The 16,829-nt window shown below is 62.8% G+C and carries 19 protein-coding genes and 1 pseudogene; all 20 read right to left on the reverse strand.

The annotated features are described in order from the left end of the window. Positions 1-2 precede the first annotated feature (2 nt). Positions 3-515 carry a flagellar export chaperone FlgN gene (gene flgN, locus QWI75_RS16545; protein ID WP_289269818.1) on the reverse strand — a complete coding sequence of 171 codons (513 nt, stop codon included), beginning with the start codon at positions 513-515 and terminating at the stop codon, positions 3-5. Between the two features lie 41 nt (positions 516-556). After that, the gene (flgM, locus tag QWI75_RS16550) at positions 557-859 is read right to left on the reverse strand and encodes a flagellar biosynthesis anti-sigma factor FlgM (protein ID WP_289269820.1); all 303 of its coding nucleotides are present in this window, start codon (positions 857-859) and stop codon (positions 557-559) included. Between the two features lie 149 nt (positions 860-1,008). Then, positions 1,009-1,455, reverse strand: a complete 447-nt coding sequence (locus QWI75_RS16555) for a rod-binding protein (protein ID WP_289269822.1) — start codon at positions 1,453-1,455, stop codon at positions 1,009-1,011. A gap of 210 nt (positions 1,456-1,665) precedes the next feature. Continuing rightward, a complete protein-coding gene (locus QWI75_RS16560; RefSeq protein ID WP_289269823.1) occupies positions 1,666-2,814 on the reverse strand; it encodes a flagellar basal body P-ring protein FlgI in 1,149 nt (382 codons plus the stop codon). A 39-nt stretch (positions 2,815-2,853) separates the two neighbouring features. After that, positions 2,854-3,060, reverse strand: coding sequence for a hypothetical protein (locus QWI75_RS16565; protein ID WP_289269825.1), 207 nt, complete (start codon positions 3,058-3,060; stop codon positions 2,854-2,856). Positions 3,061-3,120: 60 nt separating this feature from the next. Then, a complete protein-coding gene (locus QWI75_RS16570; protein WP_289269827.1) occupies positions 3,121-3,870 on the reverse strand; it encodes a flagellar basal body L-ring protein FlgH in 750 nt (249 codons plus the stop codon). A 12-nt stretch (positions 3,871-3,882) separates the two neighbouring features. Beyond that, complete coding sequence (gene flgA / locus QWI75_RS16575; protein ID WP_289269828.1) at positions 3,883-4,707, reverse strand: flagellar basal body P-ring formation chaperone FlgA; 825 nt, start codon at positions 4,705-4,707, stop codon at positions 3,883-3,885. A 5-nt stretch (positions 4,708-4,712) separates the two neighbouring features. Next, positions 4,713-5,504 (reverse strand): flagellar basal-body rod protein FlgG, encoded by a 792-nt coding sequence (flgG, locus tag QWI75_RS16580; RefSeq protein ID WP_289269830.1) that lies wholly within the window; start codon positions 5,502-5,504, stop codon positions 4,713-4,715. Between the two features lie 309 nt (positions 5,505-5,813). After that, positions 5,814-6,584: a flagellar hook-basal body protein gene (locus QWI75_RS16585; RefSeq protein ID WP_289269832.1), complete on the reverse strand. Its 771-nt coding sequence runs from the start codon at positions 6,582-6,584 to the stop codon at positions 5,814-5,816. 208 nt (positions 6,585-6,792) lie between these two features. After that, on the reverse strand, positions 6,793-7,566 hold the full coding sequence (locus QWI75_RS16590) for a sigma-70 family RNA polymerase sigma factor (protein ID WP_289269834.1): 774 nt from the start codon (positions 7,564-7,566) through the stop codon (positions 6,793-6,795). A gap of 17 nt (positions 7,567-7,583) precedes the next feature. Next, positions 7,584-8,441, reverse strand: coding sequence for a MinD/ParA family protein (locus QWI75_RS16595; RefSeq protein WP_289269836.1), 858 nt, complete (start codon positions 8,439-8,441; stop codon positions 7,584-7,586). Further along, on the reverse strand, positions 8,426-9,832 hold the full coding sequence (locus QWI75_RS16600; protein WP_289269838.1) for a flagellar biosynthesis protein FlhF: 1,407 nt from the start codon (positions 9,830-9,832) through the stop codon (positions 8,426-8,428). Before QWI75_RS16600 ends, QWI75_RS16595 begins: the two co-directional genes overlap by 16 nt. A gap of 12 nt (positions 9,833-9,844) precedes the next feature. Continuing rightward, positions 9,845-11,872 (reverse strand): flagellar biosynthesis protein FlhA, encoded by a 2,028-nt coding sequence (flhA, locus tag QWI75_RS16605; protein WP_370693647.1) that lies wholly within the window; start codon positions 11,870-11,872, stop codon positions 9,845-9,847. A 92-nt stretch (positions 11,873-11,964) separates the two neighbouring features. Continuing rightward, positions 11,965-13,050 (reverse strand): flagellar biosynthesis protein FlhB, encoded by a 1,086-nt coding sequence (gene flhB / locus QWI75_RS16610; protein ID WP_289269842.1) that lies wholly within the window; start codon positions 13,048-13,050, stop codon positions 11,965-11,967. Then, the gene (gene fliR / locus QWI75_RS16615; RefSeq protein WP_289269843.1) at positions 13,043-13,825 is read right to left on the reverse strand and encodes a flagellar biosynthetic protein FliR; all 783 of its coding nucleotides are present in this window, start codon (positions 13,823-13,825) and stop codon (positions 13,043-13,045) included. The genes flhB and fliR overlap by 8 nt, the downstream gene beginning before the upstream one ends. Before the next feature lie 12 nt (positions 13,826-13,837). Continuing rightward, positions 13,838-14,107, reverse strand: coding sequence for a flagellar biosynthesis protein FliQ (gene fliQ, locus QWI75_RS16620; RefSeq protein ID WP_370693582.1), 270 nt, complete (start codon positions 14,105-14,107; stop codon positions 13,838-13,840). Between the two features lie 134 nt (positions 14,108-14,241). Further along, positions 14,242-14,964: a flagellar type III secretion system pore protein FliP gene (gene fliP / locus QWI75_RS16625; RefSeq protein WP_370693648.1), complete on the reverse strand. Its 723-nt coding sequence runs from the start codon at positions 14,962-14,964 to the stop codon at positions 14,242-14,244. Between the two features lie 92 nt (positions 14,965-15,056). Then, entirely contained in the window at positions 15,057-15,395 is a 339-nt protein-coding gene (locus tag QWI75_RS16630) for a FliO/MopB family protein (RefSeq protein WP_289269845.1), read from the reverse strand. 42 nt (positions 15,396-15,437) lie between these two features. Then, positions 15,438-15,689, reverse strand: a pseudogene (gene fliN / locus QWI75_RS16635) (flagellar motor switch protein FliN); the annotation flags it as partial. A 124-nt stretch (positions 15,690-15,813) separates the two neighbouring features. Then, positions 15,814-16,797, reverse strand: coding sequence for a flagellar motor switch protein FliM (gene fliM, locus QWI75_RS16640; protein WP_289269847.1), 984 nt, complete (start codon positions 16,795-16,797; stop codon positions 15,814-15,816). Positions 16,798-16,829 lie beyond the last annotated feature (32 nt).

Genomic DNA, 16,829 nt, shown 5'->3' on the forward strand with positions numbered 1-16,829 from the left:
CGTTAGCCTTTGTGGGCGACGACACGGGCTGTAGAGACAGCCGGCTTGCGAACTCCGGAAGCCGAATAGAGAGACAGCTCCCCGCCGTCTTGCCACAATCGGAGAGCATTCTCCGCATGCTCCCGTAACCCCGACAGGGCTAGATGATTGATTGCCATTCCGCCGCGCACCTCTTCCACCAAATCCGTCAAGCGCCAGCCAGCCGCATGCAGACGGTCTCCGATCTGCCCGCCCAATCGATCGGCCAACCTCCGCAGACCTTCTTGGCCAAGCCGGAATCCTTGCTCCTGAGCAAGCCGGTCCGCGAGTTGAGCGCGCCGGATTTCCAACTGTTCGAGTTGATGGACCGTATGGAGCCGGCGCTGCGCAATGCCGTCCAGCGAGAAGATCGAGCATCGACTTAAGGCTCGCCGTTCCTCCTGGACCAGATCCGCCAGCACTTCAAGCTCGGTAATTTCCTGATCCAACAAACTGAGCAACATCATGATGGATTCGTTCGCGGACGCGCAGGGCATGGCTCATTCCATCAAGGACCGTGAACCGGCGGAACCAGAAATTACAGGACGCTGTCGATTAAGGTGTGGCGAATGAGGCGGTCGGCCACGGCCCGACCTCGAACGTCATAGGTCCCGGTCTCCACCGCCTGCTTTAGCTCAGCAAGCCGCTGCTCGCGGGCCGGATCAGCGGTTCTGACAAGCTCACCGACCTGACGCATCTCCTTCGCCGCATTGGAAATTTCCACCCGGTCTCCTAAGGAGGGAGCCGCTTTGAGCTTTTTGCCGGCAGGACGATCGGCTTCCTGCACGCCCAGCAGCAGCTTGCCGAGATCATCGATACGGCCATGTCTGGAAATTTCCATGGAACACCCCCATACCAACCTTTGGTTCAACCGCCCGCTCTTTCTCGCTGTATTGCATGAGGCGGGCGGAGAAGCACATTTGGTGCTTCTCTGGCTTGGTTATGCTTCCCCCTAGATGGCTTCATTGCCCCGCCGGAGAAACGCCTCCTCTATCTTGCCAGCGTTTGAGGCGGCGAGTGGGGTTGGTCGGCTTCCCGCTCCGGCCGCGCTGGTTGCCCATTGTGTATATCGGCTGCCGGGATCTCAAACTTGAGAGGGCTTCCGCTCGTTTGAGTGGAACCAGCCGGATTCAGCATCTGCTCCAAGGATCGCGCTAATCCCAACCCTCCGGCTTCGGCGGCCAGTCGCCCGATTTCGGCGTCGTATAACGAATACCAAGTCTGAGCCGACTTGCTTTCGAAGGGACCGGCCGGCACGGTCTGCCGCATGACCGTCAGAAGATGCGAGATGAAATACCCCTCGAATTGCTGAGCCGCCTCCTTGGGACTGATTGAACCGGCGGATAACCGCGCCGCTAAACCACTGTCCACTGTCGGCTGGGACGAAAGCAGAAACTCGGGGGACAACGCCATCGGAGAACCTTGGGACCCGTCCATCTCGACCCTCCATACCAACCTTCGTTGAACCGCGGGCTATTTATCGTCTCTTGGAATATGGCGCCCGCGGAGAAACACCTCAAGTGATTCTTCTCTCAATCTCCACACCAACCTTTGGTTGAACGATCGCCCCTTCGATGGCTCGTGGCGGCCGCAGAATACGCCTCAAGGAGGCTCCCCCTTTCGCACGCTGGCCCGCCGGACCGCCCGTCAAATCACCTCAAGATTGGCTTGCAAGGCCCCCGCCGATTTGAGCGCGGATAGAATGGCCACCAGGTCCCGAGGCGTGACGCCGACCGCATTCAGTGCCTGGACCACATCTCCCAAGGTGACGGTCTCGTCGATCACGACAAGCCTGGATTCCTGTTCCTTGACCTCGGTTTGGACATCGGGCGTCACGGTTGTCTGCCCGCCGGTCGATCCGACGATCGGGGCGGGCGGCTGCGACACGTTCAAGGTGTTCTTCACGGACACGATCAGGTTGCCGTGGGAGATTGCGCAATTCGAGATCCGCACATGCTGGCCCAGGACGACCGTCCCGGTCCGCTCGTTCACCACCACCTTGGCCGGCGTATCGACGACCACATCCTGCCCTTCCAGCGCGGCAATGTAATGGGCGACACGGCCGCGATAATCGGCCGGCACCGCAGCCCGCACCAACCCCGCATTGACCGGAGTCGCGGTGCCCGGCCCGAAGACCCCATCGATGGCCTCGGCCACGCGGATCGCGGTCGTAAAGTCCGCATGCCGGAGGAGCACGGACACCGAGTCCCAGGCATCAAGATCCACCACGACTTCCTTTTCGATGAGGGCGCCGCTCGGCACCACTCCCGCCGCCTGATGGTTCTTGACGACCGTGCTGCCTCCCGGACCGCCGACCCCGCCGAGAAAGCCGCCGATCGAAATCGGACCCTGCGCCACGGCATAGACCTGTTGGTTCGGCGCCTTGAGCGGCGTCAGCAACAGGGTGCCTCCTTGCAGGCTCTTGGCATTGGCCATGGACGAGACAACCGCGTCAATCGCCATGCCGGGCTTCGCGAACGGCGGCAACTTCGCCGTCACCATCACCGAGGCGATGTTGCGGGTGAGCAATTGAATGGGATCGATCACCAGGTTGATGCCCATCTTGTTCAACATCGACATCATGGCCTGGACGGTGAATTGCCCGCCGATGACTTGATCGCCGGTCCGATCCAATCCAACCACGAGACCGTAGCCGATGAGCTGGTTCTCGCGGACGCCTTCAATAGAACCCACATCCTTGATCCGAACCGCCGAGGCCGGCTCCGCCAACACCGCCAGCAGGAGAGACAGGACCAACGAGCCATGCCACGCACGGCGACGGGACGTGGCCTTCATCGCGATCCCTCACGTTGGTTCATTGCAGACCTCCGATGATCACGCGGCAGGCTGACGATGAAATACCCTGGTCCACCAGCCGGCGGGGACCGATTCCCCTTTGGCCGCCGGCGTCGCGGCTTCTTCGGCCTCTCCAGCTTCCCGAGTCATCACGATGAAAGATCGAGCCGAATCGGCGGGTCGCACCACGCCGCTTGCCACCAAAAGCCACATCGGAACCTTTTGCCATTCCCGCTCTTGCTCCATCGCAGTTCCTCCCTCCACCCGCCAGGTCACCGGCCGGCCCACAATCTCCGCAATTCCTCACTAGAACGGATAGATCCAGTCCAAGATCCGCGTGAACCATCCCGGTCGCTGCACATCGTCCACCACCCCGAGCCCGGAATATTCAATCTTGGCATTGGCAATCGCGGAAGACAGCACGGTGTTTTTCGTGTCCACGTCCACCCGCCGGACGTGCCCGCTCAAGACCATCCGCTGCCGTTCGCTGTTGACCGTCACTTCTCGATGACCCTCGATCCGCAGGTCGCCGTTGGGCAACACTTCCATCACCATCGCCGACAGGGTACCGGTCAAGGTATCGGCCCGGCTGGTTGCTCCCTTGCCGCCGAACTTGTTCTTGGCACTGGCTTCGATCCCCAGGCTTTGGCGTCCGCCCGCGCTCAGGCTCACCCCGGGGATACCGAGATATCCGCGGCCGGTGCCGCCCATGCTGTGATCGATCGTGGATTCCCGTTCGGCCGTGGTGTCGGCGCTCTTCGATCCCTTGTGGTTTTCGACGATCTTCACAGTCAAAATATCTCCCACCCGCATCGCCCGGAGATCTTCATAGAGATAGGCGCGGCCGTTCTCTTCCTGCCACAAGGACCCGACGGTTTTCGGAGGGGGCAACGGTTGCACGGTCACGGTCGGCGCCTTGGACGAATCCGAACTGCAAGCGGACAATAGCGCCAAGCAGGCCGCGCACCACACGAGTCCGGCGCAGGGGACCCTTCTGTCGAGCGGTTTGGGTTGCCGCATGGGATCGAACGAGGCCCGGGACGAGTCGGGAGCCATCCATCATCCTGGTCAGAATTCGACGCGGACCAATCCTGGCCCGGCCACGCGGCCGCGGACGTCCTTCCCCGAATCCTGATTCGTCACGGTGACATATTGCCCGAGCTGCGCCGCCGCCTTGGTGATGCCCGTGGCTTGAATCGAGAGCCCGCCCCGCCTGGCCTCGATCGTGACCCGGTCTCCCTTGCGCACCGTGAAGGGCTTGACCAGGGACGATCCGCGAATGGGCATCTGCGGCTGGAGGACCTTGCCGGGGCTCTTCCCGACCGCCTCGTCCGGATTCACCAGAAAATGGTGCGGCACGCCGTTGACTTTGACCCGGACGATCCCCACATCATCCGGCTCGATCAGTTCCTCCGGCTTCAACATTCGTGTCGGCGCAACCACGTCCGCGTAGAGCGAGACGTCGGCGATCACGTCGAGTGATTCGGTTTCCTGCCCGGCCACCACCGGAACGATCCGAAAGCGGCGGCGCCCAGCCGTATCCGCTCCGCCAGCATTGATTACCTCTAATTTCAGGGGACCGGCGGGACGCAGGACCGGTTCGGAGGGATCCAGAATCTCCGCTTCGACCTCTCCGACCCGGCTGCCGAAGCGAGCCTCCAGATGGGCCACGATGGCTTTCCGAAGCTGGTCGACCGTGACCTGTTGAACGCTCTGTTTTGCCCCCTGCGAGGCCTTGCCCACGTTCGTCTTGTCCGCATGGTCCGATGTCGCTTTGGGCGCGGCCGTGAGACCGGACCCGGCAGAGGCCGATACGGTCCCGAATGAGGGGCAGATCAACAGGAACGCACCCATCAACAGCACAATCGGTCGAAAATGGTCATCGTGCAGCATCGTCATTACCGCCGGATGTTGTTGGCGATCGCCATCATCTCGTCCGAGGCTTGAATCGTCTTCGAGTTGATCTCATAACTCCGCTGCGCGATGATCATGTTGACCATCTCTTCGGCCAGGTTGACGTTCGAGCTTTCCACGAATCCCTGCTGGATCAACCCGAATCCGGTCGAGAATCCCGGAATCCCCTGAATGGCCGGTCCGGACGCGAAACTGTCCAGGTAGAGGTTGTTGCCCATTGAGACCAGGCCGGACGGATTGTCGAACCGCACGAGCTGAATCTGCCCGACCTGCGACGCTTGCGTGACGCCCGGCAACAACACCGAGACCGTGCCGTCCTGGCCGATATCCACCTTCAAGGCGCCGGAGGGAATCGTGATGACGGGATTCAGAAGATCGCCGTCTCCCGTCACCAGGTTGCCGACGTTGTCCCGCTTGAAGGCCCCGTTGCGGGTGTACATGATCGTGCCGTCAGGACGGGACACCTGGAAGAACCCTGGCCCGTCGATCGCGACATCCATGTCGTTCCCGGTTTGGCGCATATTGCCCTGTTGCCATTCCTTCGCGACGGTCGTAGGCCGGACGCCCGCTCCCACCTGGATGCCGGCCGGGAACACGCCGACGCTCGACGCGCTGGTGCCGGGCATCCGTTGAATTTGGTACAGCAGGTCGGCGAATTCCGCCCGGCTGCGCTTGAAGGCGTTCGTGTTCACGTTCGCCAGGTTGTGCGCAATCGTATCGACATTCAGTTGTTGCGCCGTCATCCCCGTCGCCGCCGTCCACATTGCGCGAATCATGGAATCCCCCTTCTCTCGGTACCGAACCCTCTATCGATCACAGACCACGAGCGACTGATTCTGAGTGCTGAGTGCGCTCATTTCACGCCTTTCAGGCTAACCCACATTATTCATGACGGTTCGTCACGAAACCACTGAGACGCCAAGCGAGACGGGCACGCGGAGCCCCTTGCGGCGGAGGCGTACTTGAAACAGTACGTTGAGGCCGTGAGGGGCGAGCCTGCCCGCCCGCATGCCCCAGAGGCGCATGCGGGCTTGTCGCAGCGGCGTATCGGCGGTTGCAGTAGAAGCGTTCATGAATAATGTGGGCTAGGCCTGTACTCGGCCGAGTTCGTTGACCGCCAGTTCGGCCATCCGGTCGATCGTTTGAATCATCTTTTGCGCGGACTCGTACGAGCGCATCCCCTGAATCAGCTTTACCATTTCATCGAGCGGATTCACGTTGGACTCTTCCACCGCCGCGCTCATGACGGTGGAATTCTTCTGCACGGTGCCACCCTCCCCCGCGAAGAGGCTCTCCGCCACCTTGCGCGGCATCTGCTGCTCAGGAAACTCCACGACCTTCACGGTTCCGACCGGATGGCCGCCGACGGAGATGGTACCCCGCCCGTCGATCACGACCTCGCCGGGCGGCAGTTTCAATTCGCCCTTCGTGCCCATGACCGGAAGGCCGGCCTGCGTCACCAACCGCCGTTTCTCATCCAGGTGAAACACCCCGTTCCTGGTATAGCGCAGCCCCTCCGGCGCGCGGACTTCGAAGAATCCCGGCCCGTCGATCGCCAAGTCGAAGGGATTGCCCGTCGTTCGCAACCGCCCTGAATCAAACTGCGTATGGTTCCCGTGCGGTCCGACGAAGACCCGCTCGGCCGCTCCGAAGATCGGCGGCGGCATTCCGGAGACCAGACGGGCGTGAGAATCTGGCGAACCGGTAAGCCGGCGATGAGGCAGCAGGGCCTGAAACAGCGGTTCTTCCTGCTTGAACCCCTTGGTATTCACGTTGGCGATGTTGTGGGCGAAGACTTGAGTCCGTTGCTCCTGCGCCAGTGCTCCGGACAGGATCGGATAGATGCCTCGATTCATTGTTGTCTCTCCATCGTCTCCACGGTCTTCACGCCTTGATAGCAACCCCTATGCCATCGCCGGCCCTGTCGAACGACATGATTCTGCTGGTTCGATGGAGCATGACCGGCAGGCCGGCCATCGCCGGCAACCTTTTGCCTGGTCGTTTCCTCCCGATCAGGAAACAATTTCCCATTCGCCTCTCTCCGGCTCGCTCCTGCATCGGCGTTCAGCTCTGGAGCATTTGGAGCTTGGCCTTCAGGCGGAGGATCGTTTTCGCATGGATCTGGCAGACGCGCGATTCCGTGATCGACAGAATCCCGCCGATCTCCTTCATGGTCAGCTCTTCGCAATAATAAAGCGTAAGCACCAGCCGCTCCTTCTCGGGTAGCTCCTCGATCGCCCGTTCCAGGGCGCGGCGGACATCCTCGGCCACGACGTGGGAGAGTGGATCGGGGTGCTGCGTATCCACCAGCATGCGGAGGATCTTGTCCCCATCCGAATCCTGCACCGCCAGATCCTCCAAGCTCATGACGATGGCGCCCTGCGCCTGGGTCAGGAAGTCGGACAACTCGCCGGCGGACATCTGCAGCGCCGAGGCCAGTTCCTCCTCGGTCGGCGACCGGCCGTACCGGCGCGTCAACTCCGTCTCGGTCTTGTGCAAGAGCGTGATGCGCTCGTGAACGGACCGCGGAATCCAGTCCATCGATCGGATCTCGTCCAGCATCGCCCCTCGAATCCGAAACTCCGCATAGGTCTTGAAGTTCGCCTCGCGGGTTGGATCGTATTTGGTCATCGCGTCCATCAGCCCGATCACGCCGACCGAGATCAGGTCCTCGACGTCCATGTAGGCCGGCAGGCGAAAGGCCAGCCGATGGGCCATGACCCTGATCAGGGGAGCGAACTCCTGAATGACGCGCTCCCGATCCGAGGTCATCGGGGATCCCATTACCTTGGGGATCGCCCTCGTCCGCCCCAGAGGCGCCGCGTGCTCGTGTTTCATGATCCCTCGTCCTGTCGTCAGGCTTGCGTGACGAGCCGGTTCCAAAAGAATTGAACCCCGCCTTTGAGATGGCGGGCGGGTTCCCACTCCAACACGACCTCGGCCAGACGCCGAAAGGCTGCGCTGGAGGGCGCATGGGGAAAAGCGGTCAGCACGGCCTGCTGGCGCTGCACGGCCATGGGAAGATAGTCGTCCGCGGGAATCATCCCCGCATAGTCGATCGAAATGTTCAGGAAACGGCCTGAGACGAGCAGCAGCCGGCGGTAGACCTCCAGGGCCTCGCGCCGGGTCTTGGCCATGTTCACCAGCAACCGAAACCGAGTTTCGCGGTGCCGTTGGGCCAGGACCTTCATCAGCGCGTAGGCATCGGCCATCGACGTCGGCTCGGGAGCGGCGACCACCACAATCTCCTGCGAGGCAGCCGCAAAAAACAGGACATTGGATGAGATGCCGGCTCCGGTGTCGATCAACAGGACGTCGATCGAGGGAGACAGCCTCTCCAACTCCTCCTGGATCAGCACCTGTTGTTCGGGAGAGAGGGCGGTGAGATCCCATTCCGCGGAGCCGGCCGGTAAAATCATGATCCCCTCGGGGCCTTGGATCATGATCTCGCGCAACCTTCGCTCACCGGCCAACACATCCGAGAGCGTATAGCGCGGCACGATCCCGAGCAGCACGTCCACGTTGCCCAGACCGAGATCGGCGTCGAACACCAGCACGCGCTGTCCAGACCGGGCCAGCGCAAGGGCGAGGTTGAGCACCACGTTGGTCTTGCCGACCCCGCCCTTCCCGCTCGTCACGGCGATCACCCGAAACGACGGCGGCGGATTCCCATCAGCCTCGCAAGGGTTCGCGACGATCAGCGCCTCATCCATCTCTGTCCTCCTTCCGAACAATAGGCTTCCATCAACGCCATCGGTGGCTCGGCCTCCGATGGCGACGTCCGGCCTTCAGAGGCCGTCATGTCTCCCCCGGCGACGCGATTGCGCCGATCACAGTCCCCGACATCGGACGGACCGCGGCAAAGCAGATCGGCCAGCCGTTCCGGCCTCGCAATCTCGAGATCCTCCGTCAGCCTCTGGCCGGCCGTGAGGTAGGACAGGGGCAACCGGCTCCGGCGCAGGATCTCGAACAGCCGTCCGAAGCGCGTGGTCTCATCGAGTTTGGTGAACAACAATCGGTGGATCGGCAGGCCTGTATAGCGGTTCGTCACGTCGAGGAAATCCTGGAGGTCCGTATTGGCCGGCAACGCCAGGTGCACTTCGATCGGAAGGTCGCCCGAGAACAAGCCCCTCAGCCAATCCATCGCTTCCCAATCCAACAGGCTGTGCCCGGGCTGGTCGATCAGCAACAGCTCGGCTCCGAAGTTGGTCGAAACCAGATCGGTCAATTCGCGTTTTTCGCGCACCGTCTTGACGTTCAGGCCGATGGAGCCGGCAAAGATGCGCAGCGGATCGGCTCCGCCGGACGACTCCCGGTCGACCTTGGCCACAGCCACGCTTCGCCCTTCCTTCAGCTTGTAATAGGCGGCAAGCTTGCACACCGCACTGGTCTTGCCCACACCGGTCGAACCGATCACGGCAATGGCCTTCAACCGTTTCTGCCCGGAGAACAGGGGTCCGCCGACCCGCACCTGCTCCATCACCACGCCGCGCAGGGCTTGGCGCGCCCGCGGCTCCGTCGGCAACCCGCGCGCAGCCGCCCGGGCTAGCGCCTCATTCGCGAGTCTCGCGGCCGTCCAGAGATCACAACCCCTCGTCACCAATTCCTGGCTCAACCGGACGGTCAGCCGATCGACTTGCCCCGGTTCCTGATCCTCCACAGGAGAGGGCCCAGTCTCCCGATCCACCGACTCGGACTTGAAGGCATGGCCGGACGCGCGGTACCGCTCTTGAGCCTTGCGTTGGGCGAACGACCCGGTGCGAGCCGGCTCGTCGGATACTTGGGGGTGCGGCTCGGCCTCATCCCGTCCCAGCGAGGCTTCGAGCCAGGACCGGAACGTCACAAAGCCGGCAGCCTGTCCCGTCGTATCGGTCTTGCCGGCGGCAGAAGCCCGGCTCGCGGTTGCGGCGCTCGGGGGCGCGGCCGGCGCATTTCGGTCCACCGCAGCAACCACGTGAACCTGCTGGTGCCCGATCGGATGCCGCCAACTCCATCCGGTCCGCACATACTTGGTGCTGAGAATGACCGCGTCCGGCCCCAATTCCGCCTTGATCGCGCGGAACGCCTCCGGGATGTTGTCCGCAACGAAGGTTTTGATCTTCATTCAAACGCCCCCTTACCCCGCATCCTCCGTCAACCGCACAGTCTCAAACGCGATCACCTTGGTCATGCCGTCGATTTCTCCGACAGACAGCACCGGCACGGAATGCAGCATCCGTTGGGTCAGCCGCCGCAGGTGCCGTCGCAAGGCCGGCGAACAGAGGACAATCGGTTGCTGGCCCTTGGCGGCCACCCGTTCGGCCGCCTGCTTGAGCGACGTCAGGAGACGCTGCGTCAGTCCCGGCTCAAGCCCCCACGGCGCGCCCTGCACCGCGGTCATGTGCTCGACGAGAGTCCGATCGAGCCGGGGATCGAGATTGATCACCGGCAGCGACCCGTCGGGGGCTGTGAATTGGTGGGTGATCAACCGCCCCAGCGCCTGCCGGACGATTTCGGTCAACGCATCCGGATCCTTGGTCGAAGCCGCATGGTCGGCCACCACTTCGAGAATCGTCCGCAGGTCTCGAATCGGCACCTGCTCTTGAAGCAGATTCGCCAAGATCCGGACCAGAACCCCGAGCGACACTTGGGCCGGCACCACCTCCTCGACGAGTTTCGGGGCCGTCTTGGCCAATTCATCCAACAGCGCTTGTACCTCTTGCCGCCCCAACAGCTCATGGGCATGGCGCTTGATGATTTCAGACAGATGCGTGGCGATGGCCGATCCCGCGTCGACCACCGTGTAGCCGGCCACCTGGGCCTGATCGCGCGAGCCCTCCGGCACCCATAGAGCCGGCAAGCCGAAGGCCGGTTCCTTGGTGGGAATGCCCTGCACGATATGCTTCTGGGCTGTTCCGGGATCGATCGCCAGCAGATGCCCGGGCAGCGCTTCGGTTCGAACCAGTTCGACCCCCTTCAGCAGCACGGCATACTCGTTGGGCCGCAACTGGAGATTATCCCGGATGTGGATGGAGGGGACGAGAAACCCCAACTCGTTGGCGATCTGGCGGCGCAGTCCTTTGATCCGGTCGAGCAACAGGCCGCCGTCCTTTCCGTCCACCAGGCCGATGAGGCCGTAGCCGACCTGAAGCTCCATCAGATCGAGCGGGGTGATACGAGGCGACAGGTCCTCCTGCTTCGCCGGCGCCGCCGGCTCGGCCTGGGCGGCGCCGTCTCCCCGTTCCTTCTTCAACATCTCGTAGGCCACCCATCCGGCCACTGCTCCGAGCGTCAGAAAGGCCACGTGCGGGAGTCCGGGGACCAGCCCCAAGGCCATCAAGATGCCGGAGGCCGCCGCCAGCGCCTTGGGCGAAATCAACATCTGTTTGGTGATCTCTTCGCCCAGGTTCGTGTCCGTCGCCGCCCTGGTGACTACGATACCGGCGGCGGTCGAGACGATCAGGGCCGGCACCTGCGCAACGAGGCCTTCCCCGATCGTGAGCAGGGTGTAGTTTTGCGCCGCCGCGGCCAGGCCCATCCCCTGTTGCCAGACGCCGATGGTCAGCCCGCCGACGATGTTCACCAGGATGATAACGACCGCCGCGATCGCGTCCCCTCGCACGAACTTGCTGGCCCCGTCCATCGCCCCGTAGAAGTCCGCTTCTTCCGACACCTGGCGGCGGCGGCGGCGGGCTTCCGTGTCGTTGATCAAGCCGGCGTTCAGGTCCGCGTCGATGCTCATCTGTTTCCCGGGCATGGCGTCCAACGTGAACCGGGCGGCGACCTCCGCCACCCGGCCGGCGCCTTTGGTCACCACCACGAAGTTGATCACCACGAGAATGGCGAAGACCACGAGCCCGACCGTGTAATTGCCGCCCACCACGAAATTGCCGAACGAGCGGATGACTTCGCCGGCCGCCCCCGGCCCCTCGTTGCCATGCAGGAGGATCAAGCGCGTCGAGGCGATGTTGAGCGACAGGCGGAAGAGGGTCACCATGAGCAGGATCGACGGGAACACGGAAAACTCCAACGGCCGCCGCACCTGCATGCCGACCAACAGCACGATGATCGACAGCGCGATGTTGAAGGCCAGCAGCAGGTCCAGGATGACCCGCGGCAGCGGAAGCAGCATGATCATCAGCACGCCGACGACGCAGAGCGACATCAGGACGTCGGAGTGTCGCAAGAGCTGGAGCAGGGATTGATTCGGGGATTCCGTCACGACATCGTCTCTTCAGGCGCGATCCAGCCCGCCCATCATGTGGTCCCGACCCGCAGGCCTTTGGCCCGGTAGACCAGCGCCAGGATTTCCGCCACCGCGCGATAGAGGTCGGCCGGGATTTCCTGTCCGATCCGGACCAGCTTGTACAGGCTGCGGGCGACCATCGGTTGCTCCACGATCATGATTCCGTGCTCGCGCGCCACCTCCTTGATCCGCTCGGCGAGCAGTTCGGCCCCCTTCGCCACCACCACCGGCGCCTTCATGGCCCGCTGGTCGTACCGCAAGGCCACCGCGATATGCGTCGGGTTGGTCACCACGACATCCGCCTGGGGCACCGCCGCCATCATCCGCTGCCGGGCCATCTGGCGCTGGAGGGTCTTGATCCGCGAGCGGACCAGCGGATCGCCTTCCGATTCGCGTGTCTCGTCTTTGACTTCCTGGCGCGTCATTCTGAGATTGCGGCTCCATTCGAAGCGCTGATAGCCGTAGTCCGCCACCGCCAACGCCGTCAGCGCGAGCCCGACCCAGAGCGACACGCTCAACAATAGCCATCCCGTGGCGCCGAGCAGGTGATCGACACCCCGCTGAACCCACAAGGGCAAGGACTCCACGTCGGTACGGATCGCCAGATACCCGGCGACCGCCACGACCACGACCTTGAGGCCCGCCTTGGCCAACTCCACGACTGCGCGCAGCGAGCACAGCCGTTGCAAGCCTGCGATCGGGCTGATGCGGCTGAGATCGAAGCCGAACGCATCCTGTTTCCAGAGCAGGCCGGTTTGCGCCACCGTCGCCCCGGTGGCCATGACGAGCACGCAGGCCAGGACCGGCAGGAGGATGATCAGCGAATCGGACCCCATCTTGAGCATCGCAGCCTGGAGCATTTCGGCAGTGGCGGCGGACCAGGACCGCGGATCGGCGGCCATGCTCCACCATTCGCGCAGGATGCGGAGGAGGGCCTGAATGGTCGCTTCCGAAGTCAACGACAACACGCCCAAGGCCGCCATGAGAACCAGCGCCATCGACAGGTCCCGGCTGAACGGGACCTGTCCCTTGCGCCGCGCCTCGGCTTTGCGCCGTGCGCTCGCCGGTTCCGTTCGCGCGCCCGCCTGCTCAGCCATGTCCCATGGCCCTCATCAGGTCCAGGATGCTCTCATGCAGCTTCAGAAATTCCGTTTCGCACAGGCTCGCGATCGCCGGCAGGGCCAGGCCGAGGACGAACAGCCCGCAGAGAATTGTCAGGGGAAAACTCAGCACGAACACGTTCAGTTGCGGGACGGTCCTCCCCAGCAAGGCCAGCACGAGATTGACCACCAACGTCACCACCAATACCGGCGCCGCCAGCTTGAGAGCGACGAGAAACCCGCCCTCGAAGAGCCGCACGACCTCGTCGCCCATGGTCTCTGACAGTCTCGCGCCGAATGGAGGAATCAACCGGAAGCTCTCGCCGATCGCATGGACGACCAGCACATGCGCGTTCAGGGACAGGAAGATCAGCGAAGCCAGCACCGTGTGCAATTGCCCGATGAGCGGAACGTTGTGCGACATGACAGGGTCGAAGAGTTGGACGATGCTGAATCCCATCTGGCTGCCGACAAGTTCCCCGGCCACCTCGAAGCTCGCGAACAGACTCCGCACGGCCAGGCCGATCACCAGCCCGATCAGAAACTCCGCGATCAGACCGAGCAGGAACAGCGACGTATCGGCAGGCCACGAGGCCGCGCCGACGAAGGGCACCAGAACCAACGCCAGCGCGACCGCCAGTCCCGCCTTGACCTGACCCGGCAACGACCGGCTGCCGAGCATCGGCATCGCCGCCAGGATCGTCCCGATGCGGATCAGCACCACCACAAAGGTCTGAAAGTGCGGCAGGCCGAGCTGAATCGTTTGCGTCATCGAGTGAGAGCCCTACCGTGCATATTGCGGGATCGTGATGAGCAGATGCGTCATGAACCCGGTCAGCACCCGGATCATCCAGGGAAAGAACAGCATCGTCGCGAGAAAGACGCCAAGGATCTTCGGCACAAACGAGAGCGTGGCTTCGTTGATCTGCGTCAAGGCCTGAAAGAGGCTCACCAGCAAGCCGATCACGAGACTCATCCCGAGCATGGGCGCCGCCACCAGCAACGTGGTCTCCACCGCCCCGCGTCCGATCTCCACCACCATGTCCGGCGTCATCGTTCTGTGCTCCTGTGGTTCACCGCGCTAGTCGCTGCCCGTCATCCGTCAAACGTCAATCGTCATTCGTAGGAAGAGCTGCCTGCCGCTTCCTCTGCGTTTCGGTTGACGCTTGACGATTGACATCTCTGCCGCTACTGAAAACTCTTGACCATCGAGCCGACCACGAGATACCAGCCGTCGGCCAGCACGAACAGGATCAATTTGAACGGCAGTGAAATCATGACCGGTGGCAGGAGCATCATGCCCATCGACATCAAGACGCTGGCGACGACCATGTCGATGATCAGGAACGGGATATAGATCAAAAACCCGATCTGAAACGCGATCCGGAGCTCGCTCAGCATGAAGGCCGGCAGCACGACCTGCATCGGCAACTCCGCCGGTGAAGACACGCGCGGCAGTTTCGCCAAGTCGATGAACAATTCGAGGTCCTTCTCGCGCACCTGGTTCAGCATGAAGGTCCGGAGCGGAGCCGAAGCCTTGGTCCAGGCCTCTTCGTAGCCGATCCGTTCGGCCATTAGCGGCTGCACGGCGTCCTCATAGACCGCCTTCCCCACCGGCGCCATCACGAACGAGGTCAGAAACAGCGCCAGGCTGATAAGGACCTGATTCGGCGGCACCTGCTGGGTCCCCATCGCCTGCCGGAGAAAGGACAGGACGATGACGATGCGCGTGAACGAGGTGGCCATGATGAACAACGCGGGAACCAGCGACAGAACGGTCAGGAGGGCGAGAACCTGGAGGACGACCGCGACCTGACCCTGCCCGCTTCGGCCGAGATCGATGGTCAACGAGGGACCGTCTCCCGCCACAGCATCGGCCGAACCACACACACTCACCAGCAGAAGGACCACGGCCAGCGAGCCGAACAGGGGGAGTCGGCCAAACCGAGTCGGTCGCCCGAGTCGCTGAAGCAACGGCGCGACAGTCGACCGAGACACCGTCCTCATTCCATGACCCCGGCATCGGCCTCCGCGAGCGAGGCCGTTTCGACAGACTCTTCTATCTGTTTACGAACGGCTGCTTGGCGGGCATGCACCGTTCCCAGACGCACCAGTTCGGTGGCGGTGGCGCCGATAATCAGCGTCTGGTCTGCCACGGAGACCAGCAGAATGCTCTTGCGGCCGCCCAAATGCGCGGTGGCCAGCACTCGGATGGCGGGGACCGCTCCCGGCATCAACGGTTTGCCCAAGAAGCGCCGGGCGCTCCAGGCCAAGGCGGCCATCAGGCTCAAGACCACCGTCAGGGCTGCGATCATGCGAACCACGCTATCGTACAGTTCCACCGGGTTATCCGCGTTGAGGCAATGGAGATGATGCGAGAAGTGTTACCCTAGCTTCTGTACGCGTTCGACGGGGCTCACGACGTCGGTCAAGCGGACGCCGAACTTCTCGTTGACCACGACCACTTCGCCCCGCGCCACCAAGCGATGATTCACCAGGACTTCCAGCGGTTCGCCCGCCAGCTTGTCCAATTCCACGACGGACCCCTGCCCCAATTGCAGGAGTTCCCTGATGATCATGCGGGTCGTGCCCAGTTGCACCGACACCTGCATGGGGATATCCAGCAGCACATCGAGATTCTTGGCTCCCGCCAGCGGCTTCGCTTCTTGCGCGGGAATCGTCGTTGGTTGCGTCCCCGCCTCCGCTCCCGTTGCGTCCATCGCTCCCTGGCTGGCTTCACGTCCCTCCATTTCCGCCTCCTCACCCAACCGGTCCCGAGATCGACTTGACGACCCGGTACGCATTGGCTCCCTTGACCACGCCCGCCGCGCCGAGCAGTTTCGGAACGCCCTCGACAAACCCCGTCATCAGGTCCCCAGGGCTTTGATCCAACAGCACGACGTCGCCCACTCCGAACTGCAACACGTCCTTCATCGGCACCGCGGTGACGCCCAGTTGCACCGTCAGTTCCACCGGACAATCCAGCAGTTGCTCTCTGAACCGGTTCATCCAGCTCTGATCCTCTTCCATCTGATCGGCGAAGAAGCCAGCCGACAGTTTTTCTTTGATCGGCTCGATCATCGAATAGGGATACATCACCATGACCTTGTGCGAGATCCCCGCCAGATCGACATGGAAGGAGACGGACACCACGATCTCCGGAATCGACACGACCATCGCGAACTGGGGGTTGCTTTCCGAGCGGACGAAATGGATTTTGGCCGGAAGAACGGCGTGCCATGCCTTTTCGAGGTCGGTCAGCAGCCGTTCCAGCATGGTCTTGATCACGCGCTGCTGGACCGGCGTAAAATCCCGCCCTTCGGTCTTCACGTGCGTCTGGCCGTGCCCGCCGAAAAAATTATCCACGAGGGCATAGACGAGCGGCGCGCCCATGATGACCAAGCCGTGGCCCCGCAGCGGCTTGAGTTGAAACAGGCTCAGCGACGCGGGCACGGGCACCTTCTTCAGCATCTCCCCGAACTTCATGATGTCGGTGGCGCCCATCGAGAATTCCACGGGCCGGCGGAGGGCGGCCGCCCAGGACACGGTCTGCATGCGGCAAAACCGGTCGTTGATCATCTCGAAGGTCGGCATCTTGCCGCGCACCATCCGCTCTTGCGCGGACAGGTCCAACGTGCGGATGCCGCCGGTCTCTTCTTCCTTCGGCGTCGTGTCGACGTCGCCCGCGTCCATGCCGCGGAGCAATGCATCGACTTCGTCCTGGCTCAGAATTTTATCGGCCATCCGGAATCACCCCTGTTCAAACGAGCAGGCAG

Source organism: Nitrospira tepida (assembly GCF_947241125.1).
Lineage (GTDB): Bacteria > Nitrospirota > Nitrospiria > Nitrospirales > Nitrospiraceae > Nitrospira_G > Nitrospira_G tepida.